Source organism: Ruegeria sp. SATB045, from assembly GCF_059613525.1.
The window spans coordinates 379,469-406,199 of the sequence record NZ_JBXWSR010000020.1 but is presented as its reverse complement, the minus strand read 5'-3'; the positions used below and the strand labels follow the sequence as shown (position 1 = coordinate 406,199).

Annotated in this window: 25 protein-coding genes; 5 read left to right on the top strand and 20 right to left on the bottom strand. The window is 55.9% G+C overall.

Going from position 1 to position 26,731, the window contains the following annotated elements; translation table 11 throughout:
• Genes AC2FNR_RS09545 through AC2FNR_RS09535 form a run of 3 tightly spaced genes read left to right on the top strand, consistent with a single transcriptional unit; the run spans position 1 to position 2,184 of the window.
• Positions 1-996 carry an ATPase, T2SS/T4P/T4SS family gene (locus AC2FNR_RS09545; protein ID WP_496848893.1) on the top strand — a complete coding sequence of 332 codons (996 nt, stop codon included), beginning with the start codon at positions 1-3 and terminating at the stop codon, positions 994-996.
• Positions 989-1,165, top strand: coding sequence for a DUF4177 domain-containing protein (locus AC2FNR_RS09540; protein WP_260100786.1), 177 nt, complete (start codon positions 989-991; stop codon positions 1,163-1,165). Before AC2FNR_RS09545 ends, AC2FNR_RS09540 begins: the two co-directional genes overlap by 8 nt.
• Before the next feature lie 20 nt (positions 1,166-1,185).
• Positions 1,186-2,184: a TrbL/VirB6 family protein gene (locus tag AC2FNR_RS09535; RefSeq protein ID WP_496848892.1), complete on the top strand. Its 999-nt coding sequence runs from the start codon at positions 1,186-1,188 to the stop codon at positions 2,182-2,184.
• Between the two features lie 86 nt (positions 2,185-2,270).
• On the opposite strand, the gene AC2FNR_RS09530 is transcribed toward AC2FNR_RS09535, so the two are convergent.
• From AC2FNR_RS09530 to AC2FNR_RS09480, 11 genes are all read right to left on the bottom strand, one after another.
• Positions 2,271-5,789 (bottom strand): DEAD/DEAH box helicase, encoded by a 3,519-nt coding sequence (locus AC2FNR_RS09530; protein WP_496848891.1) that lies wholly within the window; start codon positions 5,787-5,789, stop codon positions 2,271-2,273.
• On the bottom strand, positions 5,773-6,552 hold the full coding sequence (locus AC2FNR_RS09525) for a Hachiman antiphage defense system protein HamA (protein ID WP_496848890.1): 780 nt from the start codon (positions 6,550-6,552) through the stop codon (positions 5,773-5,775). Before AC2FNR_RS09525 ends, AC2FNR_RS09530 begins: the two co-directional genes overlap by 17 nt.
• A 242-nt stretch (positions 6,553-6,794) precedes the next feature.
• Positions 6,795-8,687 (bottom strand): type IV secretory system conjugative DNA transfer family protein, encoded by a 1,893-nt coding sequence (locus AC2FNR_RS09520; RefSeq protein ID WP_496848889.1) that lies wholly within the window; start codon positions 8,685-8,687, stop codon positions 6,795-6,797.
• Entirely contained in the window at positions 8,680-10,488 is a 1,809-nt protein-coding gene (locus AC2FNR_RS09515) for a relaxase/mobilization nuclease domain-containing protein (RefSeq protein ID WP_496848888.1), read from the bottom strand. Before AC2FNR_RS09515 ends, AC2FNR_RS09520 begins: the two co-directional genes overlap by 8 nt.
• Positions 10,475-11,065: a hypothetical protein gene (locus AC2FNR_RS09510; RefSeq protein ID WP_496713594.1), complete on the bottom strand. Its 591-nt coding sequence runs from the start codon at positions 11,063-11,065 to the stop codon at positions 10,475-10,477. The genes AC2FNR_RS09515 and AC2FNR_RS09510 overlap by 14 nt, the downstream gene beginning before the upstream one ends.
• A gap of 174 nt (positions 11,066-11,239) precedes the next feature.
• Positions 11,240-11,521 carry a hypothetical protein gene (locus AC2FNR_RS09505; protein WP_496848887.1) on the bottom strand — a complete coding sequence of 94 codons (282 nt, stop codon included), beginning with the start codon at positions 11,519-11,521 and terminating at the stop codon, positions 11,240-11,242.
• On the bottom strand, positions 11,508-11,732 hold the full coding sequence (locus AC2FNR_RS09500; protein WP_496713598.1) for a hypothetical protein: 225 nt from the start codon (positions 11,730-11,732) through the stop codon (positions 11,508-11,510). Before AC2FNR_RS09500 ends, AC2FNR_RS09505 begins: the two co-directional genes overlap by 14 nt.
• Positions 11,729-11,932, bottom strand: a complete 204-nt coding sequence (locus AC2FNR_RS09495) for a hypothetical protein (RefSeq protein WP_055190657.1) — start codon at positions 11,930-11,932, stop codon at positions 11,729-11,731. Before AC2FNR_RS09495 ends, AC2FNR_RS09500 begins: the two co-directional genes overlap by 4 nt.
• Positions 11,929-12,237, bottom strand: a complete 309-nt coding sequence (locus tag AC2FNR_RS09490; protein WP_496848886.1) for a hypothetical protein — start codon at positions 12,235-12,237, stop codon at positions 11,929-11,931. Before AC2FNR_RS09490 ends, AC2FNR_RS09495 begins: the two co-directional genes overlap by 4 nt.
• Before the next feature lie 447 nt (positions 12,238-12,684).
• Positions 12,685-12,864 carry a hypothetical protein gene (locus AC2FNR_RS09485; protein ID WP_496848885.1) on the bottom strand — a complete coding sequence of 60 codons (180 nt, stop codon included), beginning with the start codon at positions 12,862-12,864 and terminating at the stop codon, positions 12,685-12,687.
• Positions 12,861-13,739 (bottom strand): ArdC family protein, encoded by an 879-nt coding sequence (locus tag AC2FNR_RS09480; protein ID WP_496848884.1) that lies wholly within the window; start codon positions 13,737-13,739, stop codon positions 12,861-12,863. The genes AC2FNR_RS09485 and AC2FNR_RS09480 overlap by 4 nt, the downstream gene beginning before the upstream one ends.
• Before the next feature lie 478 nt (positions 13,740-14,217).
• Here AC2FNR_RS09480 and AC2FNR_RS09475 point away from each other — a divergent pair, with 478 nt between their 5' ends.
• Positions 14,218-15,135, top strand: a complete 918-nt coding sequence (locus AC2FNR_RS09475; RefSeq protein ID WP_496848883.1) for a GIY-YIG nuclease family protein — start codon at positions 14,218-14,220, stop codon at positions 15,133-15,135.
• Positions 15,136-15,153: 18 nt separating this feature from the next.
• Here the strand turns inward: AC2FNR_RS09475 and AC2FNR_RS09470 are convergent, their stop codons facing one another.
• The 9 genes from AC2FNR_RS09470 to AC2FNR_RS09430 all read right to left on the bottom strand — a co-directional run bounded on the left by AC2FNR_RS09470 (position 15,154) and on the right by AC2FNR_RS09430 (position 25,723).
• A complete protein-coding gene (locus tag AC2FNR_RS09470) occupies positions 15,154-18,255 on the bottom strand; it encodes an HsdR family type I site-specific deoxyribonuclease (RefSeq protein WP_496848882.1) in 3,102 nt (1,033 codons plus the stop codon).
• Positions 18,248-19,444, bottom strand: a complete 1,197-nt coding sequence (locus tag AC2FNR_RS09465) for an AAA family ATPase (RefSeq protein ID WP_496848881.1) — start codon at positions 19,442-19,444, stop codon at positions 18,248-18,250. Before AC2FNR_RS09465 ends, AC2FNR_RS09470 begins: the two co-directional genes overlap by 8 nt.
• Positions 19,445-20,722 carry a restriction endonuclease subunit S gene (locus tag AC2FNR_RS09460; protein ID WP_496848880.1) on the bottom strand — a complete coding sequence of 426 codons (1,278 nt, stop codon included), beginning with the start codon at positions 20,720-20,722 and terminating at the stop codon, positions 19,445-19,447.
• The gene (locus AC2FNR_RS09455; RefSeq protein WP_496848879.1) at positions 20,719-22,263 is read right to left on the bottom strand and encodes a type I restriction-modification system subunit M; all 1,545 of its coding nucleotides are present in this window, start codon (positions 22,261-22,263) and stop codon (positions 20,719-20,721) included. The genes AC2FNR_RS09460 and AC2FNR_RS09455 overlap by 4 nt, the downstream gene beginning before the upstream one ends.
• Positions 22,260-22,454, bottom strand: a complete 195-nt coding sequence (mads1, locus tag AC2FNR_RS09450) for a methylation-associated defense system helix-turn-helix domain-containing protein MAD1 (protein ID WP_480458000.1) — start codon at positions 22,452-22,454, stop codon at positions 22,260-22,262. The genes AC2FNR_RS09455 and mads1 overlap by 4 nt, the downstream gene beginning before the upstream one ends.
• A gap of 148 nt (positions 22,455-22,602) precedes the next feature.
• Entirely contained in the window at positions 22,603-22,800 is a 198-nt protein-coding gene (locus AC2FNR_RS09445; RefSeq protein WP_480457998.1) for a hypothetical protein, read from the bottom strand.
• Positions 22,801-23,108: 308 nt separating this feature from the next.
• Positions 23,109-24,329 carry a type II toxin-antitoxin system HipA family toxin gene (locus AC2FNR_RS09440; protein WP_496848878.1) on the bottom strand — a complete coding sequence of 407 codons (1,221 nt, stop codon included), beginning with the start codon at positions 24,327-24,329 and terminating at the stop codon, positions 23,109-23,111.
• A complete protein-coding gene (locus AC2FNR_RS09435) occupies positions 24,322-24,624 on the bottom strand; it encodes a helix-turn-helix transcriptional regulator (RefSeq protein ID WP_321831838.1) in 303 nt (100 codons plus the stop codon). Before AC2FNR_RS09435 ends, AC2FNR_RS09440 begins: the two co-directional genes overlap by 8 nt.
• Before the next feature lie 235 nt (positions 24,625-24,859).
• Positions 24,860-25,723, bottom strand: a complete 864-nt coding sequence (locus tag AC2FNR_RS09430; RefSeq protein WP_496848877.1) for a hypothetical protein — start codon at positions 25,721-25,723, stop codon at positions 24,860-24,862.
• A gap of 661 nt (positions 25,724-26,384) precedes the next feature.
• Here AC2FNR_RS09430 and AC2FNR_RS09425 point away from each other — a divergent pair.
• The gene (locus AC2FNR_RS09425) at positions 26,385-26,702 is read left to right on the top strand and encodes an HPF/RaiA family ribosome-associated protein (RefSeq protein WP_496848876.1); all 318 of its coding nucleotides are present in this window, start codon (positions 26,385-26,387) and stop codon (positions 26,700-26,702) included.
• Positions 26,703-26,731 lie beyond the last annotated feature (29 nt).

Below are 26,731 nucleotides of genomic sequence, written 5' to 3'. Positions count from 1 at the left end.
ATGACGGCCAGCTATCTGCAAAGCTCGATGGACAAGATCCCCGAGGCGCGTGATTCAAAGCTGATCGAGCTTTGCATCAACCCCGACGGCACGCTTTGGGCCGAGTTTCGGGGGGATCACTTTATGCGGTCCGTCAATCGACGGCTCTCGCCCAATGAGATCAAAGACCTGGGCAATCAGATTGCTTCCGCCGCGAACACCACGCTCAGCCGGACCAAGCCCATCGTGTCGGTCAGCATCGCCTACCGTGACCGCCCAATCCGAGCGCAGGTCATCCAGCCCCCCGCCGTTGATGGTGGCTATGCGATTTCGCTGCGGTTCTTTGCGGACCTGCCATTGGATCAGATCAAGCTGTCCTACCTGTTCGGCAAAGAACGCAGCAACGAGGGAGCAAGACGGAAGCGCAATGCCGAGCTGCGAGATGTCGTGGCCACCGGCGACATCGACGCCGCGATCAAATTCTGCGTCACCCACAAGCTCAACATGATCGTGTCCGGCGGCACCTCGACTGGCAAGACCGTCACAGCGCGCAAGATCCTCTCCTTCGTGCCCGCCGACGAGCGCATTATCACCATCGAAGAGGCTGCAGAACTGCGTCCAATGCAGCCCAATGTTGTCACACTGATGTCAGACCGCGACGAAGCCACGCGCAGCGCTGATGTCCTGCTGACCTCCACCCTGCGCATGCGGCCGGACCGTATCGTCCTGGGCGAAGTACGCGGCAAAGAGGCCATGACCTTCCTCGAGGCGATCAACACCGGCCATGGTGGCTCACTCACCACGCTGCACGCTGAAACGCCTCAGCTGGCCGTGCAGCGCCTCGCCATCGCCGCCCTGAAAACCGATGTGCCCATGACCTACCAGGACATGAATGACTACATCACCCGCTCGATCGATGTGATCATCCAGGCTGGTCGCCATGAAGGCGCACGAGGCATCACCGAATTCTACCTGCCGGTCGATCCGGCCCATTCAAAGGAAACAGCCCATGTTTGAATACAAGATTGAGCAGATCAACACCGCCAAGACAAAGCCGCCAAAGATCGAAGCGCAGCTGACGGCTCTTGGCCAAGACGGCTGGGAACTGGTATCCGTCGTGCCGGATTTCGACGGCGAACATATCCTGAAGGCCTTCATGAAACGTCGCGTTGGCGCTAGCGCCTAAAGCAGACCGAGGAAGTTCCGATGGGCGTCGTCACCTGGATGGTAGAGACAACCGACAACTTTCTGGAAGACGCGGCCCAAACCACTTTTGGCAACGTTGCCGGTCAGCTTGGCGGCGTAATCGTCGTGGCCTCAACACTCGCTGTGATCGGCGTCTTCCTCAACATGGTGTTGCAGTACAAATCCATGGATGGGCGGACTGCCTTTTGGTTTGCCCTCAAGCTCATGCTCATCTCTCTGTTTGCGATGAACTGGATCCAATTCAACTCGGTGGCCAGCGCACTCATCAATGGACTCGACCAACTCGCGGGCGGCATGGTGGCAGGGCTTGGCGGCGGCGGTGCAGGTGCGTCCTACTTTGCCGAGGCCTTCGACGATCTCATCGAAGAGTTCGGCGACTACCTGAACGCGGCTGGTGACAACATGCATTGGATGGCCGGAGCCCTGATCGGCGCAATAGGTGCATTCCTTCTGGGTGTCATCGGCGCGCTCTGCGGCCTTGTTCTGATTTTCGCGAAGATCATGCTGGCGTTCATGATCGGCATCGCCCCAATCATGATCGCGCTTTCGCTCTTTGATGTCAGCAAGGACTATTTCCATCGCTGGCTGTCGAGCACAGTATCCTACGCGCTCTACCCCCTCGTGATCGCCGGGGTTTTTTCCACCGTTGTCGGCATGTCGCGCTCGCTCATGACCGAGCTCGGAGATCCTTCCGGAGCCAGCAATATCGGCGCGCTGGTGCCCTTCTTCATGATGATGTTCCTCGCAGGCGGCATGATTATCGCCACCCCGCTGATCGTCCGCTCAATCTCAGGCAACTTCATGATGGCCGGACCGCCGAGCATTCCCGGACCGGGCGGCTTCGCCAAAGGCTTAATCGGCACCAAGGGGTCACGGGCGCGGGCACGGTTTGGGACCAGGTCAAATGCCGAGATCGCTGGGGCGGGAATGCGGCAGGCGGGCGGAGCTAGTGTTTTACTGGTTCAAAGGCTTGCTGATAGGGCGAAGCGGTTGGAATGAATCCGGCCCTACGCGGTCATTCGAGTCTGGCCCGACGCATGACCGGTCCCTGCCCAGAGCAGACACCCGATCCACACCTCGGGCGGTCATTCGCTGGATAGGTCTGCAGGACCGAGATAGGCGATGTCAATGCGCCCTTCCTCTTGTGCGACCTGAGCCCGCAACAGCCCGACCCGCCCAGGATTGAGCGCGGCCTTCACTGTGCCAAGCAACTCTCCATCTGGGGCAAATATTTGCGGCTGGCCTGCAATGTGATGGATCTGAACGGGCGAACCAGTAACGGGTTGGACACCATGCCACTCAACGTTCGCCCAGTACCGACGATCGTTCCAGACCAAGCTTTCTGAAGGAGCGAAGCTCTTTGTGAACGCCAGCCAGATATCCCTGGTGTCGGGCGTCGGCCAATCAGGTTGCGCGCTCCACGCGGTGACAGCTTCAGAGTTCAACCATTGGCGAAGCTCTGCACCGGTCAGGAAATTGGTGCCCGTGTCTGTCACGGCTTTGATCGCTGCTAACCGTGAGTTGAAACCGGCTTGAATAAGAATGGCTGCAGATCGGTTGACAGTACCGGTCTCAATCGCTGCAACGGCGTATCCGAGCTCATGATCATCCAAAGCCAACCCAAAATCGCCGACTGTATCGCCGTTAGCAGAGGCGCGAACACGAATGGCTTCCATCGCCCAGGACAGCCGATAGACCAGCACTCCTTCGACGAATTGAAGAGTTTCAGTTTCTTGGCCAACAGCCGTCGCCGCCAGACGTTCGCCTAGAAGCCACGCACGAAGGATGTCACGCCAATTGTCAGGCATCTGTTCCGGCACAAACGGTTGGATTGCGAACACTAGCTCGGCCAGTGCTGTGATGGCCACAATCGCCTCCTCAGATTCACCGCTCAACAAGGCCCCGTTGGCTTGGATAAGCAGGAGGTTCGCATCTGCAGCGATCGCGTCCAGGGCGAGCCCTGTCGAAAGGCCGACACCGGCTAGAAAGTACCCGCGGCGTCCCTGCGCTGTTGATTGGTTCCAGATGAATTGGCTTCGCGACACAAGGCCTGCCCTAAGCACCCGTTGCACATCTTCGTTCTGGCGCAAGAGGCGACGGTGCCAGAGCGAGGACTGGAGAATTGTATCGAGCGCGACTTCGATCTCGGCGTCCGCAATGTCGTCTTCCCCTATCAGGCTGAGGATCGCCGTATCGAGACTGGCGACATGTCTCTCCCAGTCAGCCAGCGCGCGTTCTCGATCCTCCGGGTCTTCATTTGGCACCTCCGGAAAAGTCCAAGCCGCTGCATTGTTGGTTACGTACTCGACGAGCTGGTCGATCTCGCCCCCAACCCGCGCATACATTCGTGTCAACAATGTCCAAACCAAGAGCGCAAGCCCGCTCTCCATGTTGCGAGCGCCCAGATCGTTGATCAGCGCTTCCCAATCTCGTCGCTTCTTGGCGATTCCGTCGAACATCGGAAAGAGGACGACGCCTTCCACATCGACGTAGGCCCGCCCAGCTCGGCCGATAACGTTCTTGAACTCAGAAACATCGATCCGTTCGCGATTGCGGTGCAAAGAATGCATCACGACGGCCGTTGCAGAGAGGTTAAGGCCTTGCGCCAGAGTTGGGGACGAGATTGTCACCTTGAGAACGCCTTCGCGCAGCAGGCGTTCAACTTCCTTTCGGTAAGCGGTGGGGAGTGCGCCATGATGGAGAGCCACTCCCAGGCGCAAGCATTTCAGGATTGCGCTATCGGGTCCCAACCACTCCTCGCCCAAGGCTATCGCTGTGTTCAATGTGCCCGGATCGGCCTCGAAGAGGGATCGAAGTGCACCGCGTTCATGCAGGTCTACGATAACATCGGCGAAAGGCTCGACGCTGCGCCGAATGGGGCAAAAGATCAGAACCGTTTGCCCATCGTCGACCAAGCGCCAGGCCGTCGCCAAACAAAGCTCGCGTTGATTATCGGGAAACAAGCGTGTGCGCCGACGCTTGGGGGGGACCCAGTTTGGTGGGGCTTCCCCTACAATGAAGCGCTGAACCCAAGGTCGTTCTTCGCCAACGCGCAGGTTCAGGCGCGCTGTCGGTGATGACCAGACCACCTCACCAAACCGCAACCTGGTCGGGCGCCATTCGTGCTTGATCACACCGCCCGGTTGGTCACGCCGTAGCCAATCAGAAAAGTCCTCAAGTTGATCTCCGTCCGGTAGGATTGCCGAGAGGCAGACAATTCTCCGCTGATCAGCATCCGGACGCCTAAGGAGCCGTTGGATCTGGACCTCATACCGCACCTCCCGCTCGTTGATGCCAATCATGTGCCCTTCATCAAAGACTAGTAGGCCGACATCATCCAGAAGGGAGGGATCGTTGCGCAAAGCGAAGTCGAGTTTCTCAGGCGTCGCAACCACAATATCGCGTTCACGGATCGCATCTTCGTCAAATCCGCTGACCCCGACACTGCCATACAGGGCCGAGATAGTCTTGCCCAAAGGGCCGAACGTCCTTTGTAGCGTAGTCTCTGTTTGGGCCGAAAGCGCACGCAACGGAGTGACACAGACCACCCTTCGTCCGGAAGCGAGGCAACGCAGTATGCAAAGCTCTGCGATCCGCGTCTTTCCGGCGCTTGTCGGCAGAGACACCACAAGATCATCGGATTGGTCAACTGCTCGGGTGGCTGCCTCGATTTGCGATGGCCAGAGGTCGATCTCGGATTTTGGTCGCTGTTGAAGCGATGCTATGAACAACTCTCGGAGATCTCGCCAATGAACCGCTTCCCCACCCACCGGTTGGATTGGCACTCTCTCGTGAAAGGTGTTCGACCAAAGATCTGTCAGAAGATGAATGGCGATGCGGTGAGACCACCATTGGGGTAGGAGGTTCAATTCGGAGCAGATTGACAGGCTGCCCTCGAGCCTTTCAATTGCCTGATCCAAGAGCGGCTTTTCGCCTCGCTCAATGGCAAGAAGATAAGACGACATCGAGGAAAAGAAGTTGTCGATCAATGCGGTGTCGAGCGCCTCGAAAAGAAAATCGTCACCACCATCAACGAGAAGGTCGGCTGCCTCTTTCTGATCAAGTTGGGCCTGAAGCGCTGCCGCAATGCTGGCATCACTGCCCGAGCCTGAAGCACGGTAATCGAAAACGCTGGTACGCAATGCAGTGAAATCTCGGCGCATCAGCAGAGCAAGGGCGCGTTCAAGAGGCGAAAAGTTCTCGTCGCTCTCAACGATGGTGAGAAGCGAGTACGCCCGCGCCGAAAGGTGGGCGAGATGGTAGCTCGCTGCCGCCATGACGAAATGGAAGTTGCGATTGCTTTCGTTGGGGTCGCCCTTGGCGATGACCGCCTCAAGTGCCGTTGCCGCTTGCTCAAATGCGAGACGCGCCTGTGAAGCGTCCCCTTCAAGTTCACGAAGGCGTAGACCAAGACCTAGAAGGGCATAGCCATATGAGCTCAGATCATAGCTCAAGCGGCTATCGAAGTTGGGCGAGTCTGGCGGTAGAATGCCATTGCGCCAAATAATTGCTCGCGCCTGCCCGCGCGCGATCAGACTGCCGCGAAATCCTGCAGTTGTGGCCTCTGCAATGTCAGCAATGATTGCTTCAGGGGTTGTTGGCATTGGCAATCACCTGATCATAGATAGCACCAATGAACGCCCCGTGACCCTCGACACGCAGGCCAACCCCCCACTGGTTTACTTCCCCAGGATAAGCCTTCAGCGCTGCCGTCAGAAGGGCATTGGGGGCGTTCCCGGAAAACGTGAATAGGAGATGCCGGACATTTCCCAAGGGGATGCCGTGCTTTAGCAGCGCATCGTCGATTGCATCGGCCATTGGCAACTCGTTCAGTTCCAGCAATCGTGCAGAAATGAACGACAATGCGTGCGGGGATGGTAGCCCGCCATCTTTGTCCAGTCCCGTGCGTGCATCATTGAGGACCTGGGCAGTAAGTGCGGCCCTGCTTTTTGCTTCGGTCTTCAGAAAATGAAGGCGCAGGCTTTGGGGATCTTGCAACATCCCAATCACGTCTTCGCCGCGCATAGCCATATTTCGGTGATCTTTCCACCGCAGGCGCTTGATGGGGGCCCTATAGCCACCGCTATGGGCATCAATCCATTCCGTTGCGTATATCTCGCCAAGGTCGCCTGAGCGGATCGCCTTTGTGGTCGGAAGCTTTGCCTCAATCAGCGCGGCGGCCTCCGGTTTGCCAAGCCGCCTCAGGGCACGCGCGACATGTTCTTCTGAGGCATAGTGACATGGCACAATCGTTGCGGTTGCCTGAATGCCCGCATCAAAATGTGCGGCCTGACCCGTCATCACCCTCAGGAAGTGCTCTCCCACTGGAGCGTCCACATGATCGCACCACCCATCAAATAGCGGCATTCGCAACTCACCCTCTAAAATGCGGTATGTATCTAAAAAATCTTACCCGGAACCTTAGCGCAACTCTGTGGGGAACGCCATCCTATCGAAGACAATGATCAGCTGTTTTGACGGCTGAATCGAAGCATCAAAATCTGCATCTGGAAGTGTGCTTCAGCCCCTTGGTCAAATGTTGCAATGATCGCTGTCTACGCATTGCTGCCTTTCATGACTGACGCGGCGAATGGCAGTACACCACCAATTCATCCCCGAGCTGCCTCCTCCATAAATCTCTCCACCCGTGCAGCTCCTGCTTGATACTCGCCCAAACCAGGCTTTTCGCCTGACGCCGGACCCCGCTCTTCATTGGCCAAAGCATCGATCTCTTCGCGCCGTTTCTCACCACCTCCAGAGCCGTCCCCTGAAAACGCTTTCGGCATTTCAAGCGCTCCAATCTTAGCCTCCAGCGCCTTAATCTGTCCTTGCAGGCCGCGCATCTGATCTCCCGCCGAGGGATATGGCAGATCGCCGGTCTGCTTTTCGAAGATCTGTTTGAAGAACCGATCCCCATAGTATTTGATCCGCTTGGCCCGCACGGGCATCTGCGCGTCGACCACCAGAACGATGTCATCAAGATCCATGCGCCGCGCCTCATCCTCGGGCAGCAACGCGGTTTCTTCCGTTCGTTCAGACATGCTGCGCCCAGCAAAAGGGTTGCGACCGACCGAGCGCGAGCGAGTCACAACACGCTTGGTGGTTTTGCCGACGGCTTTGCTGAGCTCTTCGATGGTCTTTTCATCTGAGGGCGTGAGATAGAGCTTGATGCCCGCGTTGCCCTGCAAGGCGCGGCGGGCGTTTTCACCGTAGATCTCATCCAACGCTGGGATCGTCTGCGTTACGATCGCAAGGTTTGCGCGGTAAGATCGCAGGGTTTCGATGCTGTCGAGCACGATCGGCATTTTGCCTAGACGGTTGAACTCATCAAGCATGATCATCACCGGCCAAGGCTCGTCCTTGCCGGGTTCGTGGTCTTGAAGGGATGCGAGCAAGTCCGAGAAGAACAAGCGGATCAGTGGTGCGAGCGGTTTTACCATCAGCGGTTCGACCACGAGATAAACCGAAAACGGCGATTTTCGGATGTCGCGAAAATCGAAGTCTGACGTTGCGGTCGCCCGATCGATGGCGGGGTTGGACCATTGTTTGAGGCCAGATGTCATCAAGAGCGAAAGGTAAGAGGTCAGCGTGTCGTTGTTTGTCGAGGCCATGCGCATGAAAATCAGCTTGGCGGCTGGATTGACCACCTCGTCTGCACGGCGGCGGTACTCTTTCTGCTTGTCTCCGCCTGAAGCGGTGATGCGGTAGATCTCGCCCAGGGTCGGCCGCTTTCGCTCGAAAGCTAAAAGCCCTGCCGCCACGAACAGATCGATGCCGCCATCAAGGAGCCCCTGCACCCGGTCGTTATCAGCTTGCAAGAACAGCGAGGCCAGAAGTTGCAGTTCCATCTGCTGACGGTCGACATTTTCCAGCGCCGATATTCGCAGCACGGGATTGTAGCGGTGCGAGCGGCCGTCCTTCCAATCAGTGGGCGCAAACCGGAACACCTTGTCGCCCTGCGCGGCCCTGTGGCGCGCCGTCGCCTCGAAATTTTCGCCCTTCACGTCCAGCACCACGGCACTGCCCTGATAGGTCAAAAGGTTCGGGATGACGAACCCCGTCGTTTTGCCGCGTCCAGTCGGGGCGACGATCAGGGCATGTGGGAAAACCTTGGACATGACAAAGGGCTTTCGACTCTTCGGCTTGCCCATTTTGCCGAGGACAAAACCATGACCAGGCTTGCCGAAAAAGCCGTTTCGTTTCATCTCAGACATCTGCTGCCAGTGGGTTTCACCGAATTTGGTCAGCGCATCGTTCATCAAAACTGCGCTAAGCAAAACACCTCCCCCGGTGCAGATCCCGACAAGCAAGTGAACGATCTGCATATCGCCTGGATGGGTCGTTCGGAGAACCCCATAGCTGCGCGCCAGCATCAGGAAATCGATATCGGCCCCGACCCCGAACCAGCGGAAGGTCAGAAAGGCCGACGACAGAACATACCCGAACACCGCGCCGAGAAAAGCAAAGCTTATGACGCCGAGTGCGATCCGCGTCTTACCCATGCGTCAGACCCTTTTCGCCGTCGGCATCGACTTGCCGCTCGCGTTGAACATCAATTTCTTCATTGGCGATCTCGTCGAGGACGTGCTCCATGGCCACGCTGTTCGCCAGAGCTGCGTCGCTCTGCAGATAGGCTTTAGCCGCATAGAGCCGGTCCAGGCGGTCTTCGATATGTTCCTCCAGCGCAGTCTCATCGCCAATTGCCAAGTCTGGGGTGTTTTCTTCACCGGCCAGATCCTCCAGTTCGGCCCTCAAGGTCTCGCGCTCCAGATCGCTGCGGAATGGATCTGCGGTTGGGTCGTCCCTCATACGGCTCAGGACTTCAGCAGTGATCGGCGGAAGCCGGTCGGTGATGGCTTCCTGCCGGTCAGACTCCACCGACCCACTATCCTTGAGAACGTCAGCATCGGCCAACAAACGACCCAGATCACTGTGCACCTGGTCAAGGCGGTCGATCGCTTTCTCGAGCTCATCAGCGCGTGACAGGTCAAAGCCTTCCTTGTCGGCAATCGCATTCAAGTCCTGTCCGAGCCATTGCCGCTCCAGCGCGGCATTGCCAGCGCCGATTTCGACACGACGTGTCACCTCCTGCTCGTCAATGCCGGTGCCTCTCAAAGCCTGCTGAAGACGTTCGGCAAGGGCTGGATCCTGCAAAGCGCTTTGGGCGTCGGCCTGAATGTTCGCGGCGGAATAGATCCCACTTTTGGACGCGTCTTCGAGCAAGGTGTGGGACTGCGTCCCCATTGGGCTCAGATGCGACAGTGAACGATAAATGTCGTTCAGCTCATGCTCCAGCGCCGCGCGCCGCTCCAATGGGGCGTCCGCTACGATGCGTTCAGCTTGGTTGATCTTGTCGTGGAAGGCATCCACGACCTCATCAAACGAATGCTGTTCTTCGGCCATGCCATATACCTTTCCATCTGCTTCAATCGGTTTTCCCTGTGCCAAAAGCGTCGCGGCCTTGTCCAAGGCTGCTGCAATGTCGTGCTGGTTCTCGCGCGTGGCTTCGGCCGCTAGACCCCGATAGAGCTGCGCGTTCTGCGCTATTTCTGCCAAGGCACGGTCAAGCTCTGGCCCCACGCGCTCACGCTCGGTCAGCTTCTGGCCGGTGGATTCCGCGCGACGCTGCTCTAAATCGCTTGGCCTCTGCGTCGTGACCCCGCGCTCAAGCTTTCGGGTCGCTTCAAGGCGCAGCCCATAGCGGTCCGACACCTCGACCATAGCCTCGCGAAAACCGTCGTAGTTGAAGTGGTGGCCTTCCTTCAGAAAGAAGAACTCCCCATCCTTGCTGCGCCGGTTCAAAACGATATGCGCGTGCGGGTGATCCCGATCCTCGTGCACGGTCGCGATGTAGTCGAAGTGGCTGCCTTCGCCTTGAAAGAACCGCTCGCAGATCTCGCGCGTGATATCGGCGACATCCTCGCCGTGCGTGCCAATTGGGAAAGCCATCAAGAGATGTGAGGTATGTCCCAGCTTCGGGTGGAACCCCTCATTCCACTGCGCTGAAAACCGGCGCGTGACCTGCTCGATCTCTTTGACTGACAGAACGCTTTGGCCGTCATAGGTGCCACGGCTGTCAATGATGAAGCTCGACTTAGTGGTCAGGTATTCCAACTGGTTGCGCAGCTGCGCTTTGTTGTGTGTGCCGCCATCGCGAATGGCTTTAAAGATCGCGGGTGAATGCCCCATGGCCGCGCGCGCCATCTGCTTTGCGCGGGCGCGCGGGACGCTGCCGCGAATGCGGCTCCAGTCCCGATCGAAGAAGGCCTCCTGCGCGGCGACTACAGCGCTATTCCGGGCCATCGGCAAAGCCCCCCAGAACGCGGGCAACTTCGCCGGACAAAGCGCTGCGTCGCCGCTGCGCCATGTCCTGAACCTGGTCCGCTATGTCGAAGATCAGCCCTGCCAATGCGCGGACCTGACCATGGGCAGAATTGCCATAGGGCGGCGTCTTGCCCTGGCGCTTTGCCTCGTTCAAGCGCTGTGCAATCTGGTTGATGTTGTTGCCAGTGCGATTGAGCGAGGCCGACAGCCCTTGCATCTGATTGGCCAGTTCATCGTCGGGAACGAAGAGATCGTTTGAGGCATGGATCAAACGCCGAAGCCCCTCGGCGCGGCTGGTGATATCATGCCGCGTCAGCACCGCATCAAAGCCTGCCAGCTCCTTTGGCGTGAGCCGGACATTCACCAGTTCGGAGCGCACGCGCGCATCAAGCTTGCGGCTTTGATCGGCCTTCAGGGTGTAGAAGATGCTGCGGGTCGTCACGCCGAATTCACGGGCCAGATCCTCGATTGGCACCCCTTCGGCACGCTTGCGCACGATGGCAAAACGCTGGTTTTGCGTCAGTCGCTTGTGCCGTGGTGCGCGCGGTCGGCCCATGTGAAGTAATCACCCCTATTTCTTGCCAGCATCATACAGGCAGCCCTGTTATGGCATTTCGCCATAATTGATTCAATATTATAATATTGCATCAACTGCCTGTATTCCGTTTGGAGCAGCCATCGGCTGCAACCGCCGGGCAAAGCCCGGCCGCATGCGCAAGGCATGGCACCACTAATCGTGGTTCCACGCCTCAGCATCGCCAAGCAATTGCAGCGCTATTGCGCGGGCCGCGCCTTCGGCTCTGGCATAGGTTTGATGATCGGGCAGCTCGTGCAGATCAAAGGGCTGTTGCGGGTCGTCCGGGGTCTCAACTCGGACATAGATCGCCCAGCCATCGATCAGTGCCGGATCGTCACAATACTCCTCCCCGCCATCGGGCAGAATGCAAAACCCATGTAGGTGCACGCTGGCGCGGCCCTCTCGGGCCGCCTGCCTGATGTCAGAATACTTCATGGCAATCCTCGGCGTGTTCCTCGACGAAAAATTCGTCAGGCTGGCCGTTCAAGCGGGTGCCATCCCGACTGGTCAATCCGATAGCTGACCCATTCCGCGTGAAGGTGATGAGGTATTGCCCGAGGTCATCACGCGTCACCAAATATCCGCTGTTGATCCAGTGAACGCGGTTGCCCGCGTCCAGTGCTGCTTTGATCTCTTCCAAGGTCATCGCAACGCCTCCTCAAGGATTGCGAGAGCCCCAAGACAATCGTCGATATAGGGCTGCTCTTCACCTTCCAGATCGTTCAGCTCCAGCCGGTTCAACACCGCGTAAAGCGTGGCGCGGGCCTCACGGGCAGCGCTACGCAAGCTGACGGTGTCTTCCAGACGTGCCGTCGCAAAATCATCGCTGTGATAGTCAGGTGTCATCGGATTTCTCCCGCCTTGTGCTTCCAACGCGGAGCGATGTCTTTGAACGGCACCATGAAGGGCGGCAGCGCGTCAAAGCCGTTCGAGCATTTGACCACCTTCACCTTGGCGCAATCATCCTCGACGCTGAGGATATCGACGCAGAACACGCCGCCCAAACCCGACGGAACAACGATCTCCTTCAGCTCGTGCCGATGCTTCCCGCAATAGACGCAGGTGCTATAGAGCCCGTCGATGATGTGACCGCCGGTCGCGCGATCACAGTCGCAGGTCCAGAATTTCGGGGGCTGATATTTGTGAGCCATTTGTGGCCTCCTCTTGGGTGCTGCGGTTGGGGCTTGGCTCCCCTTCCGCCGATGGGCTGCACACCGGCCAATCTGATCTGACCGAATACGCATGTATTCGGCGGAACAGAGTGGGTGGGGGCACAGCCCGACCCACGGCCCAGGAGCGGCCAGTCAATGGGTCAAAGCCAGCAACTGGTGCGGCCCGCAGCGCGCCCCGCGCGAGGACACGGGTTGCAGGCTTTGACGACGCGCCCGCGCGGCGCTTGCCCATTGACGGGACGTGACAGGGATGTTGGGCGGACCAATCAAATTGAAAGAAGCCTGAAGGAGGTGAGCGGGCTGAAAGCCAGTCGATCCTCCGCACAGTCCGTTTCTCAGGTCGGCCCGTGCGCAGCAGCACGGGCCACAATTTCTCATCTCGTTAAAGATGCCCGCGCCCCGCCACATGAGGCGGGGCGCAGGTGCTCAAAGCTCAACACCGGCTTTTTGGTTTCCGTCCGGGTCCAGCCAGGAACGGGCCTCGGCGCAATCCGAGCAAATACAGGTGCAACTGCCTTTCACGATAACCGGCGCAAGAAAGATCACCGGATTTGACACGCCGCATTTGCGGCACGTCATCGGAGGCAGGATTGCGGGGCCGCTCATGCTGCGGCCGCTTTCGATTGTCCTGCGGCAGCTAGGACAAAATCGGCTGCCTTCTGCGCCTCGGACGCCGCTCGAAAAATCGCCCGCTTGTCCTCTTTGAGCGCTTTCAACCACCCTTCAACATAGGCGGCGCTTTGGTCGAATTCCGGCGTGACCCCAATCTGCGCACCAAGGAAACAAGCACCGATTTCCGCCACCAGTTCTTCAAAGGCATAGGCCTCACAGTTCGCAAATTTCTTGATCCGCTCCAGCCGCTTTTCGCTACCGGTCCAGTGGATCACCTCATGGGCCAACGTCCCATAATAGCCTGCCGCATTGTGAAACGTGGCAATCGGCGGCATGTGGATGTGGTCTTTGGCGGGGCTGTAAAAGGCGCGCGGGTCGTCGCTGGTGAGGATCTCTGCCCCCGTTCGGCTGAACAACGCCTCAAGCTCAGGATCTTCGACCGTGCCAAGATCTCGCGGGGCCTCGGGCCGGATGTAGTAGTCCTCCGGCAAACCCTCGATCTGATCGGCATTGAACACACGATAGGCGCGCGCATAGGGCAGTTCTTCCTCAATGCCCAATTCGTTCTCTCGGGTGAACGTCCCGTATTTGACCACGGTCGACGACGTTTCACCTTTGCGGACTTGGCCGCTCAGTTCCTGCGCCTGTTTGTAGGTCATCCAGCGGCTGGAAACATACCCGTACTTGGCCGCCATAACCCAGAGCATCAGGATGTTAATCCCGCGATACTCCTCGCCGTTGTGTCGGGCCGGCAGGGCAATACCGGACGCGCTCCCTGTCCACGGCTTGCGCCATGGCGGCGTGCCTGCCTCGATCTCTGCAATAATGGTGTCGGTGACATGGGCATAAACATCAAACTTCGGTGCCATTTGTGGCCTCCTCGATCAAAGTGACGCGGGTGAGGCTGCGCGCCCCCTTCCGCCGATGGGCTGCGCCTCGGCCACCTGATCTGACCGAATACGCATGTATTCGGCGGAACAGAGTGGGAGAGGGCAAAGCCCGACCCACGGCCCTGAACGGGGCTGTCAATCGGCCACATTTGCGAAGAAAATGTCTGCTCCAAAATCAGACACCAATTTGCCGCGCGAGGAATGGCTCGCCTGCGAGACAGGGGAAATTGGTGGCTGAATTTGGGGATGGACTAAGGTTGACCGCCACGGTCAGGGATGTTGGGCGGACCAAACAAAAGTAATGATGTCTGGATCGGGGTGAGCGGGCCCTCGGCCCGTTGAGCCCTGATGCAGTCCGTTTGCAAAAGCCGTCCTCACGGGACGACAATCATGTAATTTCGTGGTTAGAGTGTGCTGTGCAAGAAACTATTAGAATCATGTTTTCAAGGAATAAATCGTGCAAACAGAGGGCTCATTCGGTCGGACAATCCAGCTTTTCCTCGTAGACGGAAAGCCAACCGGGCTGCGAAAAGCGACAATCCATGGTTGGACAGGTTTGCTTTTTGTAAGTGGCGCTTCAGCTTTCGGCGACCTGACCGCTCGTGATGAAGTTGATCGGACCGGCATCTATATCCTATCGGGCCCTGATCCGGAGAAAGCCGGTGCTACCCGCACCTATATTGGCTCCGGAAATTCAGTGGCCGAGAGGATCAAGCAAAGCGCGATCAAAAGAGATTTCTGGGAAACGGCTATCACCATCACCACAAGTGACGATGACCTTTCCAAAGGGCACGCGGAATATCTGGAGGCGCGACTCATAGAGCAAGCCGCCCAGGCAGGCCGCGTCACGTTGGATAACGGCACGCAGCCGGACACCAGCAGGCGGCGACTGCCAGAGGCCGACGTGGCCAACATGGAGCAGTTTCTATCAAACCTACGCATCATCCTGCCCGTAATCGGTCTGGATATGCTCAAGCCACAACCGCGCGCGGTAACACAGACGGCGAAGCCTGTTGACGAGCGGACCGAGGGCGAAGTGCAATTCGAGATCCGCCACAAGAGCGGCGTCAAAGCGACCGCTGTCGAAGAAGATGGTGAATTCGTTGTACTGGAAGGGTCTGAGGCGCTCACCGATACCGGCTATGTCCAACAAAGCTACGGCAGCTTGAAGGAAAAGCTCATTTCCGACGGCACTCTGGTCGCCGACGGCAATCAAAAACTCCGCTTCACGAAACCTTGGTCATTCAACAGTCCTTCAGCCGCCGCTGCTGTCGTCCTGGACCGAAACAGCAACGGACGCCTGGAGTGGAAGGTCAAGGGATCGAAGCAGACGTATCACGACTGGCAACAAGCAGAAGCAAAACAGCCATCGTAGAGCACCCCAACGTCTTGGCTAGACCTGCCCGCCAACACCTTTGAATTTTTCGACAAAAGCTGCAATCTTCTCGAAAACCGTCGTCTTCTTGGTCCGAAACTGCGGATTTAGCGGGCTCATTTTGGGGAGTATGGCATTGAGGTCAGCACCGTTTTCACTTGCAAATTCGCGTTTTATGGAAGCAGAAATATAGCGCCTTGCTGCATCAGAATTTAGATCTTCCGATCTGATAAGCTCTTCTACCTCTTTGCGCTGCTCTGCCTGAGCAAAAGAGAAAAATGCATCGATCACGCCTGCCTTATCATCAATCTGATCAAGATCAGTCTGGTTGATAAAGTCCACAATCAGGCTCTCTTTGGCTCGATTTCCAAGGCTACCGCGAATGACGCGGCGAGCATCCTCAATCAGATCCCCTTTACTCTTCACTTTTTTGTTTTTCTCAAAGATGAGCTCGAGGATGTAGTCGAGGTTGATTTCCTGCGATTTCAGAAGGTCCACTTCGAAAACGACATCATCCCACTCGATGTTGCTTTGTTCTTGCTCTGCCGAAGACTTTTCCCGGCGCAGCCAATCGCGAATGTCGTTGTATGTTGATCTGTAGTCTTGAACTGCTCGGTCTGAAGGCAGTTCTATTACCTCCAGGTCGCGTAGGTCCTCGTCGCGCAAATAGTGCTTTTGCTTGAACTCCTCAACGGCAGCGGCATCCGCTAAATCTAGGCCCTGGTAGGCTTTCAATGCTGAAAACTCGTCGTAATTTCTGAGCACATTCTCAACTCTCAGATACTCACCAAAGAGCTTCGCAAACTCCTTTTTGTCTACTTCTTTGACAATCTCGTCTGGCTTTGGAAAGCGCTCGGTCAACTCCTTCACAACATCAATGAACCCGCGTCGCGCCGCGCCGGTTTCCTGATCAACGAAACCATTCATGTACTCGTCGTAGCTCTTCTCAAGCACGACGTTCTTTGTGTTCTTGTCACCGAACAGCGTGATCGCATCAACGGTCGCTTGCTCAAGGTCCCTGAACGCCACGATATTGCCGAAGGTCTTGGTCGCATCGTAAATCCGGTTGGTTCTGGAAAACGCCTGCATCAAGCCATGGAAGCGAAGGTTTTTGTCGACAAACAAGGTGTTTAGCGTTGGCGCGTCAAAGCCTGTAAGGAACATGCCGACGACAATCAGTAAGTCGATTTCTTTCGAGCGAACCCGGCTGGCAAGATCGCGGTAGTAGTTTTGAAAGCCATTGCTATCGACACCAAAGTTCGTTTTGAAAAAGGAATTGTAATCTTTGACTGCGGCACTCAGGAACTCCTTGGCGCTGCTATTCATCGCTGACACATCGAAGCTCTCGTCTTGAATGTCACCGATCGCATCTTGCTGTTCGTTGGCCGCAAACGAGAAGATCGTGGCGATCTTCAGCGGCTTTTCACTGCCCCCCTGCAGATCGTTCAAGGTTTCATAGTAGAGCTTCGCGGCATCCACACTGCTGACAGCAAACATGGCATTGAACCCACTGCTACCCGCTTGCATCCGGTGGGTTTTTTGACGGAAGTTGTTCAGAATATACTGAGAGACTTCCCGAATACGTTCTGGATGAAGTAGCGCTTGCTTGTTTTCAGCCGCGCTGAGCTTCTTTTCGTCTTGCTCAGTCTCGATGGCTTTGAACCGGGGACGCACATCATTGTAGTCGACCTTGAACTTCAGAACCTTTTCGTCGCGAATAGCATCGGTGATCACATAAGAATGCAGCTCGCGCCCAAACACCCCCGCGGTCGTTTCAGCCCCTAGCGCATTCTCAGGAAAGATCGGCGTTCCGGTAAAGCCAAACTGGTAAAACCGTTTGAACTTCTTCTTCAGATTCTTCTGCGCCTCGCCAAACTGGCTGCGATGACACTCATCGAAAATGAAGACCACCTGCTGGTCATATACCGGCAGGTCACCCTCTGACTTCATCAGGTTGTTCAGCTTTTGGATCGTCGTGACGATGATTTTGTTATCGTCCTTGCCTAAGTTGCGCTTCAACCCGGCCGTGCTGTCGGAACCGTTGACACTGTCAGGGGAAAACCTCTGGTATTCCTTCATGGTCTGGTAGTCGAGGTCCTTACGGTCCACGACGAAGAAGACTTTGTCGATGAAATCCAGCTCGGTAGCCAACCGTGCCGCCTTGAAACTGGTCAACGTTTTGCCGGAACCCGTGGTGTGCCAGATGAAACCACCGCCCTCAGGCTTCCTCCAGTTTTTGGCTTCATATGAGCTTTTGATCTTCCAAAGGATGCGTTCAGTCGCCGCAATCTGGTAAGGCCGCATGATCAGCAAAGTGTCGCTGACATCGAAAACAGAATACTGCAACAGAACGTTCAGCAGCGTACGCTTCTGAAGGAAAGTTGCGGTGAAATCCTTGAGATCTTTGATCAGCTCATTGTCGGACTTTGCCCAGTTCATGGTGAAGTCGAAGCTGTTCTTGTTACGCTTGGTCGTGTTGGCGAAATACCGGGTGTCGGTGCCATTCGAAATCACGAAGAGCTGCAGAAACTTGAACAGGGAATGCTCGCTGTTGAAGCTCTCCTTGCTGTAGCGGTGAATCTGATTGAAGGCCTCCCGGATCGCCACGCCGCGCTTCTTCAGCTCGATCTGCACCAATGGTAACCCGTTGACCAGGATCGTCACGTCATAACGATTGGCGTGGGTGCCGACCTGCTCGAACTGCTTGATCACCTGCAGCTTGTTGCGGGCCATGTTCTTCTTGTCGAAGAGGTAAATGTTCTGGATGCGCCCGTCATCAAAGACGAAATCGTGGATGTAGTCGTCGTGGATTTTGCGGGTTTTGTCGACGATGTTGTCGCTTGGCTTGTCGAGGTAGATCTCGACAAAACGCTTCCATTCATCATCTGAAAACGTGACGTTGTTCAACTGCTCCAGCTGCACGCGGACATTGGCAAGCATGGCATCTGGAGTCGTCAGAGCAGGCAGGAACTCATAGCCCTGATTGACCAGATCCTGCACCAGCTCGCGCTCCAGATCGTCTTCGCTCTGGTAGCGATCGGTAGCGTCCCACTCCCTGGTGTACTTGTCGAGGACGATGTAGTTCTTCGTTTCCGCGATGGTCTTCGTTTTCTCAACCATTTTGTTCATCCTGTTGCCAATAGGCGTAATTGTTCACCAGGTTATCCAATAAGAGCTTCACGGTGTTTTTCTCTGCAGGTGAAGGATCCCTGACCTGCTCATTCGAAAGCGCCGAGTGCGTGAAAGTGTTGATTGCCCTTACGTAGGCATCTTTGCTGCCTTCCACCGTGTCGAGCAGATCGCTCCACCGTGCATAACCCAGGAATCCAGCTGTTTTCTCATAGAGGTTTCGAAGCAGCGTAAAATGGTATCGCTCGACAGCGTTACCAGCGATCGCCTCCTCCAACACCTTCTTCAAATGTAAATGATAGGAAAAACTCTTGTTCGCATCGCCGTATTTGACATTCAGATTGAAGCTCCCGTCTTCCAACCGCTCAAGCAGATAGCAACCTTCCTTTTTGCCCTTCTGTTTGAGATCGAGCTCGTTGTGCAAAACGTTGTAGAACAGAGGGCTATGGGTGGTGATCACGAATTTCAGCTGGGACGGCGCAGCCTTGATCAGCTCCGCCAGGTTCACCGCCAGTTCGATCAAGTGGTTTTCATCAAGCGAGCTGACTGGGTCATCAACAAAAACGTACTGCAGCCCATTGAACTGATCTGTTGGTCGATCACCGACTTCGGCAATGCTGAGAACCGATACCACTTCTTCAAGGAGGGTGAAAAATATGCTCCAGATGAAATTGCTTTCTTCACCCTTGGATATCTTGAAGTTACCGGTTTCCTCATCCCCACCAGCTTCGACCGAGAATGTAACTTCAGAGAAAGCCTTAATAACGATCTCTTTGTCTTGCCCAAGCTCATCTTTGGTTTGAACTGTATATTCTTGGTTGAACGTGGGCGTCAGCTTGTCATTGGCGTATCGCTGAAAGTTCCTGGTGATATTTGGCTCTTGCCCTTGCTCGGCCAAGATCCATTCAGTGAACGTGTTCGGCTGGATCACCAATTTGGCGTTTCCATTGCCTTCCAAGTCATTGTCCCAATAGAACAGGTCCTCGGTGAAAGCGTTGTAATAAAGTATTTTCTCACGCGAGAGCTCGCCTTCCTGACCGTCTTCAGCCTTGGGAGCAATCAGATTTTTTAGGGCACGGGATAACCTGGTTTTTCCGGTGCCATTGAAGGCATAGATCAACTGCACCTTCTTATCGGCTGCATGCAGCTGTTGTGCGATCTCCTCGAGGGTCTGGCTCATCTATGCGGCCTCCTCAGGCTTAGGGAAGCTCAAGAGCAGGTCGCGGTAGTGTTCGTATTGCTGCTGACGTAACTTGATCTCACGCGGCAGGCCTTCGCTCAGCGAAGCGGTCAGCGTGTTGAACTTGTCGAGGATGTTGACGACGCGGTCTTGCTCTTCGGCAGAGGGAACAGGGATCAATATCTTGGCGAGGTTGTCGGCATTAACGCGTCTAACCTTTGCGCCGGTAATGTGAATCCGTTTTTGTTTTTGAAACTGCTCCGTTTGGAAGAAGTAAGCGACAAATTTGGGGTTTAACTTGTGTGAGTAGAAGCATGCGTCGCTGCTAACCGCGATATCCTCATCGCCAAGCCAAGCCACGGCCTTGCAGACGTCTTCATCGTTTTCGCTCGTTGTCGCAATCACCAAATCGCCCGGCTTTGCCATGCGAGCTTTCTTCGCAAACTCTTCTGAAACAAAGCTTTTTGTTGTGTGGGCATAGGTCCCGTAGTGGGTGTAAACCTGACCGTAGTGAATGCAGCCCACTCCGGACTCTGCGAAGTCTTTCTTTTGAAGGCCGCCGCCGCGCGTAAAGGATCCCACCCGCTCGTCACCCATCGGCAAATGCTCAACGTCTTGGCCCTCATAGTCTAGCAATTGCTCTCGATAGTGGTTGTATTGCTGCTTACGGGCCTTAAGCTCGGCTGTCAGCTCGGCTGTCAGCTCGGCTGTCAGCTCGGTGAAGCTATCCAGAATCCGAACAATCTCCGCTTGGATCGCGCGCGATTTCTCTGTGTTCTCGGGGCAAGGGATAGGTATCAGGATCTTAGCCAAGTCTTTTGCAGAGACGTCAATAACCTTTGTTCCCTTCGCATACTTGCGCTTTTCTTTCTCGAAAGCAGGCGTTTGAGTGAAATACGCGAAATACTTCCCCAGCACCGACCTGTTGGGTTTGAATATTGTTGCATGCCCGCCGGTTACGGCCTGCTGTTTTCCAAAATAGACCAGTGGCGTTCCTACATCTTCGAAATTTTCGCTGGTATTGGTAATTACCACATCGCCCGTATCCACTTTTTTCAGGCTTGCAGCGGTCTCCGGTGAAACAAACGAGACGGTTTTTTCAGTTGAAAGCCCATAAAAAGTATAGATTTGGCCGTAGTGGATCGCGGGTACGCCAGTTTCGGTGAAGTCAGACTTCGGCAAACCGTTTCCACGAACCAAATCACCCAGTTCTCCCAACGGCGTCCAGTTGACAGAAGCTCCATCAAGCAGGTTTTCCAGAAAACCCAGCTTGCTCATGCCTCAATCTCCGCGACAATGGCGTCGATGTCTGAGCGCAGCAGATCAATCCTGGCGACCGTGGTCGCAATCTTGGAATTCAGCTCTCTGATATCGACGACTTCGCGGGTATCCTTGGGCTCTACAAATGCGCTGACAGACAGGTTGTATTCTGCTTCAACAATCTTGTCATAGCTCACAGTCTCCGCAACGTGTGGCACGTTCTCCTTGCTGTCGAACATCCTCATGATCTCGGCAATATGCCGGTCTTCCATGATGTTGATGTTCACACCTTTGCGGTAGAACTTCTCACCCGTCGCATCGATGAACTGAACGGCCGTGTCCGTCTTGTTCTTGGCCAGCACCAGGATGTTCACCGCGATGGTCGTACCGAAAAACAGGTTCGGCGCGAGGGCGATCACCGTTTCGACGAAGTTGTTATCGACCAGATACTTGCGGATCTTCTGCTCTGCCCCGCCACGGTAGAAGATGCCAGGGAAGCAAACGATGGCAGCCCGCCCTTTGGCCGACAGGTAGTGCAGCGCATGAAGGACAAAGGCAAAATCGGCCTTCGACTTCGGGGCCAGAACCCCTGCGGGCGCAAAGCGCTCGTCATTGATCAGCGTCGGGTCATCCGCGCCTTTCCATTTCACCGAATAGGGCGGGTTCGACACGATGGCATCAAAGGGCTTGTCATCCTGGAAGTGCGGGTCCTCGAGCGTGTTGCCGTACTGGATGTTGAACTTGTCGTAGTTGATGTTGTGCAGGAACATGTTCATGCGGGCGAGGTTGTAGGTGGTGTAGTTGATTTCCTGCCCGAAGAAGCCGTCTTCGATGATATGTTTCTCGAACTCTTCCTTGGCCTGCAGAAGCAGCGACCCTGACCCCGCCGCCGGATCGTAGATCTTGTTGACGCTGGTCTGCTTGTGCATGGCCAGTTTGGCGATGAGTTTGGACACATGGGTCGGCGTGAAGAATTCACCGCCGGATTTGCCCGCGTTGGCGGCGTAGTTCGAGATCAGGAATTCATAGGCGTCACCGAACAAGTCGCCTTCGTTGTCATCGAACTTCAATGGCAAGCCAGCCACGCCTTTGAGGACCTCAGCCAGTCTTTCGTTCTTCTGTTTGACCGTGCTGCCCAGGCGGTTGCTGGTGGTGTCGAAATCAGCAAAGAGACCATTGATGTCTTGCTCGGACGGGTAGCCACTGGCCGACGCCTCGATCGCTGAAAAGATCTCGGCAAGATCGGTGTTCAGGCTGTCGTTCTTGCTCGCGGTTTTCACCACGTTTTGAAATAGTTGGCTAGGATATATGAAGTAGCCCTTGGTCTTGACTGCATCGACTTTAGCTTCGTCGGGGATGTCTGCGTCGGACATACCCGCATAGTTGATGCTGTCGTCGCCACCTTCGATGTAGTTGGTGAAGTTCTCGCTGATGAAGCGATAGAACAAAGCACCCAGGACAAACTGCTTGAAGTCCCAGCCGTCGACTGCACCACGTACACGGTTTGCTATGCTCCAGATTTCGCGGCGCAATGCCTCAGCCTGTTGTTGCCCGGTCATTTTTGCTCCCCTTCTTGTTTTTGTTCCTGCTCGGTAATCCAGCGGTCGATCTCGCTTTTGCGAAATCGCCACGCGCTTCCCACCTTGAACCCGGGAACCTTGCCCTCAGATGCGAACCGATATGCCGTTTTCTCAGCGATCTTGAGATACTCAGCGAGCTCTTTCACGGTCAAAATGTCTTCGTTGGGCATTTCGAAAATGTCCTCTCTGAGGGATATGGGTTGAAACTAGTTGAAAGGAGGAGAAGCGGCAAGCTTGGCTTCCTAGAGGCCGTCGAGTTCAGCGTGAAGCAGCTCCAGGGCTGCGTTCCAGGGCGGAGAACCCGCCCTGGTGCTGAAGTCATTCGGTCACCGGGTCTTCATCGCGGCGAGGGAAGGCGACCATTTCGACATCGGGGAACATGCTGTGTTTGACGTTGATCGACGTGATTTTGCCGCTGTCGTCGGTGTTGACGAAGAGGACGCCGCAGCGATCCCAGAAGTTCTTGCCGTCTTTTTCACCGGATTTGACGTTCAGTTTCAGAGTTTGAGTAGCCATTTTTTTGATCCTCACTTTGAGTGTTTCGATGAACATGATCAAAGCTGGCACCAAGGGGCTGTCAGCGAGAAAGTTGCCTCGCGAGGAATGCGCTGGCGCAGGGGAAATTTCTTGTTGAAGCGGGGCTTGCACCGCGCCTGCTACGGCTGCCCGCTTATGTTCAGCAATCAGAAACACGGCGTTGAGGATCTGAGTTCGGCACTCCAAAATCGACTGCCACGTCGTAACGCATCAGAATGGCCAAGGACCTCAAAGTCTCGCTGCAGCCGAACGGCTTTCGGTCAATCCAATTCAACAGCGGCCCCAGTTCACGTGCGCGCCAGATCCGCTTCCTCGTGCTCGAAGGCTGTCGCCATCTCCCTGATCTCCCGCTCCGGAGCCCCGAGGGCACGCGCAACTTCACGCCAAGCCATAGTCGCTTCGGTCACCTCGGCAATGATACGATCTGCCTCGCCGCGCTCGAGAAGATAGGAGTCATGCTGCGCGCGGTGCAGGGCGATACTGGCATCCGGATTGTCGTCATCAACGTAGCTCTTGAGCACGCGTGGTTGGTTCGGCACGGGGTTGATGTCGTAGGCTGGTGAAAGGTGCCAGCCGCCACGCCCACGCAGAAATCCGTGATTGCGCATATGGTCATCGAGGTTCGTCACGAGAATGGAAAAGGCAACCCGCCGGTAGAGCTCTTCGCGGTCTTGATCGGGAGTGACGCTTTCTGAGGTGATGATATCGGCCAGGTCCAAATAGCTGTAGCTTTCGCCATCCTTGCCGCCCAGCATCGCCATAGCTGAGATAAACGGGATCCTGCCGTCCTCGTTCCGGTCAAACCGATGGGACAGGAAAACAGGCTTGTCGCCAGCCATCTCAAGCGTGTGATCAGAAACCGTGATTCCGGCGCGCCTTGCGAGCTCCAGTGCGATGGCTTCCCAGCGTTCTACGCAATAAGTGTCCGTCTCTTTCGGGAACTTGGCGACAGAAAGACGGCCGTGCTGGTCAAGGATGCTGGCCTTCGGCCGTGCGCCACCTAGCGAGCTTCCCGGAGCAAACAGCATTTTGAGGTCCTCTGCGGTCTCCTCCCCGCGCAGAACGCGCTGAGACGCATGAAGCAAATCTCCGAGGCTCACCAGCGCAGGCACGCCAATGCCCTCGCGGGCTTGAAACACTCCTTCAACCTTGAAACGCAGCGCACCCAAACGGGTCTCATCATTCACCCCAAGCAGGTAGTCGGTTTCTTGCAGCACTCTCGGACGTCGCCCTTCGGCCTCTGCCATGCGCCCCTCATAGCGCCGCATCACCGTTCTGCCCCAGGTGTCCGGGGCAGAATCCCCGAGTGGCGCAAGCATATCCTGCCCCGCTTCCGGCACGAATTGCCCTCTGACGAGTGGCATGTCCGGCGAAAGCCCGAAGGCATTTTCGTCGGCAAGCCAATCGTCATGATAGGTAAAGGAGACCCGCTCTCGGCCCCGCCCAGCTGTACGGTGGAGCATACCAACCCGTTTCAGCCCCTTCCAGTCGATCCAGACCTCAACCATTTTTTAGTCTCGCACGCTGCGGAAGGTCATCCAAGGCCATCTGCTCACCGACCGGGTCATCCAGATCCCCCCAGCCTTTCAAGAGGCCGAGCGCCTGCAATACGGCAACGTAGGTGCCGATCTTGACTGCAGGGTTACCGCTTTCGATCTTGGCGATGGTCTGCCGCGTTGTGCCAGCACGCTGCGCAACAATCTCAGCGGTCAGTTTGCGGCGCAGTCGTGCAACGCGAATGTTTTCCCCAAGTGTCACGAGCTCCTTACGCGCCGCTCTGGGCATTTTGATCGAAACAGCCATAATGATATCTCCAAGAAACACTAAGCCCCAACTTGTTACACTGAGAAAACATTAATGTCAATTTTCGCCGCTTAACCTGACGATCCAACACCCCAGCTCGCACCAAGGTTTATGTTATCTCTACATAACATCGAGAGAATTAAGGTTACCAGTACGAAACATGGCCTCGTTACCTCACCGCACTCATACAACTCGTCTGCTCGAACGAAACCATTGCGTTGCCTTCCTTCGAAAGTCATGCCTGCAGCCCCGCCGCGCGCACCTGCTCGGGCGTCACCAGTTTTGACGCAATCAAATCTTCGATCTGCCGGTTGGTGATGTGGCGGCACAGGGGATGGCGCTCATGGATCCACTCGGCGAGGCTGGCGCGTCCTTTGGCTTCGGACACTCGCGCTTTCTCACGATCCGCTTGTATCTGGGCCAGTCCCTTCTCCCATCGGCGCATCTTGAACCAGTTGTCTGAGAAGCAGACCTTGCTGCGTGTGTAGCCTTCGCTTTCCTTGGCATAGGCTTTGACCGCCAGCAGAAGGTCATCGGGCTCCACACCGGCTTTCAATGCTGCAGCGATCAAGCGCAGAGTAGTTCGTTTGTCTCGGATCCTGTCTTCGGGATAGGCCGCCAAGATCTTCTCAGATTCAAGATCTTCAACCTCCTCCGCCGCCTCGCGCCTGCGCGTAGGTGGTTTATGGATGGTTTTAGGATGGTTTGGGGTCCACCGTGAACCCCGTACCCCGTTCACCGTGGACCCCGTACCGGGTTCAGGCTGGACGGGGTTCACAGTGACCCCCGTGTCGATGTCGGGCTCAGCCGTGGGCTCGAGCGCGGCCACGCGCTCAAGAACGATGCGGTAAATGACGGTGTAGCCATTCTTGCAGTGCCGCCGCCCCGTCTCGATCAGAATGCCTTCGCGCAGGAAGTCGATGATGGTGCGCTTGACCGTGCTCTCGCTGAGCTCTGTGTGGCGCTGGATCGTCCCTTTGGAACACCAGATGCCAGAGCCGTCATCGCTCGCCTTGTCGGCCAAGAACATGATGATCTGCTTGCGCGCGGCGCTGCCAAAGCGACGCTCGGCGCATTCATTTGCGATGCGCCAGCTCATGATCTCACCGCCATTTGGGTTGAGGTCAGACCGGAAATGCCATATGTTTGGAGACGGAAATATTCTTCTATGCCGTTGAGGTGGGTGGCCGCCCCCTCAGCGGTTTTTCTTTGCCCTTTCGCCAGAGCGGGAGACTGTGAAAAACCGTTTACTTGGGCCTCGTAACCTATTGAAAAGTGACCCTGAACGAAACGAGTCCGTTTACAATTTTCCCCTTTGAAATCAACAAAATTTTCCGGATTGCAAATCCGTGTACACCGGTTCGATTCCGGTACTCGCCTCCATTTAAAAACAATCACTTAGCCGAATTCTTGTAGCTATACGTGAATTTCAAACACGGATATTTGAAATTATAGCGCCGAGCCGCCCCTGCCGCTCTAACTCGCAACGAAAGCGCATGTGTGAAAAATCGAGGCTATTGCCTTCTCTTGACGGGCAAACAAAGGACCAACACACAGACTTCTTAAGCAATATCTCAGCATCCCTGCCGTTGATCGAGAAACAAACGAATGTCCGGTGCAGGACAAACCTGCCATCAGGGAAGCTCCATTGGCCCGACATTTGATTCAAAGCAATGCACGGCGCTGCCTGTCGTGATAGAATTGTAACCTCCACAACGTTATCCCTTTCATTTTTTTGGGATTTTTCGAAGGACGCCAAAATGCATATCGAAGTCAGTACAGATAACAGCATCAAGGGGAGTGAAGCCATCACGGCCCAAATTACGGGATTGGTACAGAACGACCTGGCCTACCTTGCAGAACATATAACCAGAATCGAGGTCCATCTCAGTGATGCCAGCGCCGACAAGTCCGGCCCAGATGATATAAAATGTGTTCTGGAAGCACGGCTCAAAGGCCAGCAGCCTATGGCCGTCACGGATTCGGCCTCGAGTTTAGAACAGGCAACGAGGGGCGCAGCCGGCAAGATGAAAAGCGCACTAGAAAGCACTCTCGGGAAACTAACGGACCGTCGCTAACATATTCGGCATCAATCTTTCATTTCACC

Bases quoted from the DNA above. Each gene is read 5' to 3' on its own strand.
- AC2FNR_RS09545 (WP_496848893.1), top strand. From the start codon at position 1: ATGACGGCCAGCTATCTGCAAAGCTCGATGGACAAGATCCCCGAGGCG.
- AC2FNR_RS09540 (WP_260100786.1), top strand. From the start codon at position 989: ATGTTTGAATACAAGATTGAGCAGATCAACACCGCCAAGACAAAGCCG.
- AC2FNR_RS09535 (WP_496848892.1), top strand. From the start codon at position 1,186: ATGGGCGTCGTCACCTGGATGGTAGAGACAACCGACAACTTTCTGGAA.
- AC2FNR_RS09530 (WP_496848891.1), bottom strand. From the start codon at position 5,789: ATGCCAACAACCCCTGAAGCAATCATTGCTGACATTGCAGAGGCCACA.
- AC2FNR_RS09525 (WP_496848890.1), bottom strand. From the start codon at position 6,552: ATGCCGCTATTTGATGGGTGGTGCGATCATGTGGACGCTCCAGTGGGA.
- AC2FNR_RS09520 (WP_496848889.1), bottom strand. From the start codon at position 8,687: ATGGGTAAGACGCGGATCGCACTCGGCGTCATAAGCTTTGCTTTTCTC.
- AC2FNR_RS09515 (WP_496848888.1), bottom strand. From the start codon at position 10,488: ATGGCCCGGAATAGCGCTGTAGTCGCCGCGCAGGAGGCCTTCTTCGAT.
- AC2FNR_RS09510 (WP_496713594.1), bottom strand. From the start codon at position 11,065: ATGGGCCGACCGCGCGCACCACGGCACAAGCGACTGACGCAAAACCAG.
- AC2FNR_RS09505 (WP_496848887.1), bottom strand. From the start codon at position 11,521: ATGAAGTATTCTGACATCAGGCAGGCGGCCCGAGAGGGCCGCGCCAGC.
- AC2FNR_RS09500 (WP_496713598.1), bottom strand. From the start codon at position 11,732: ATGACCTTGGAAGAGATCAAAGCAGCACTGGACGCGGGCAACCGCGTT.
- AC2FNR_RS09495 (WP_055190657.1), bottom strand. From the start codon at position 11,932: ATGACACCTGACTATCACAGCGATGATTTTGCGACGGCACGTCTGGAA.
- AC2FNR_RS09490 (WP_496848886.1), bottom strand. From the start codon at position 12,237: ATGGCTCACAAATATCAGCCCCCGAAATTCTGGACCTGCGACTGTGAT.
- AC2FNR_RS09485 (WP_496848885.1), bottom strand. From the start codon at position 12,864: ATGAGCGGCCCCGCAATCCTGCCTCCGATGACGTGCCGCAAATGCGGC.
- AC2FNR_RS09480 (WP_496848884.1), bottom strand. From the start codon at position 13,739: ATGGCACCGAAGTTTGATGTTTATGCCCATGTCACCGACACCATTATT.
- AC2FNR_RS09470 (WP_496848882.1), bottom strand. From the start codon at position 18,255: ATGGTTGAGAAAACGAAGACCATCGCGGAAACGAAGAACTACATCGTC.
- AC2FNR_RS09465 (WP_496848881.1), bottom strand. From the start codon at position 19,444: ATGAGCCAGACCCTCGAGGAGATCGCACAACAGCTGCATGCAGCCGAT.
- AC2FNR_RS09460 (WP_496848880.1), bottom strand. From the start codon at position 20,722: ATGAGCAAGCTGGGTTTTCTGGAAAACCTGCTTGATGGAGCTTCTGTC.
- AC2FNR_RS09455 (WP_496848879.1), bottom strand. From the start codon at position 22,263: ATGACCGGGCAACAACAGGCTGAGGCATTGCGCCGCGAAATCTGGAGC.
- mads1 (WP_480458000.1), bottom strand. From the start codon at position 22,454: ATGCCCAACGAAGACATTTTGACCGTGAAAGAGCTCGCTGAGTATCTC.
- AC2FNR_RS09445 (WP_480457998.1), bottom strand. From the start codon at position 22,800: ATGGCTACTCAAACTCTGAAACTGAACGTCAAATCCGGTGAAAAAGAC.
- AC2FNR_RS09440 (WP_496848878.1), bottom strand. From the start codon at position 24,329: ATGGTTGAGGTCTGGATCGACTGGAAGGGGCTGAAACGGGTTGGTATG.
- AC2FNR_RS09435 (WP_321831838.1), bottom strand. From the start codon at position 24,624: ATGGCTGTTTCGATCAAAATGCCCAGAGCGGCGCGTAAGGAGCTCGTG.
- AC2FNR_RS09430 (WP_496848877.1), bottom strand. From the start codon at position 25,723: ATGAGCTGGCGCATCGCAAATGAATGCGCCGAGCGTCGCTTTGGCAGC.
- AC2FNR_RS09425 (WP_496848876.1), top strand. From the start codon at position 26,385: ATGCATATCGAAGTCAGTACAGATAACAGCATCAAGGGGAGTGAAGCC.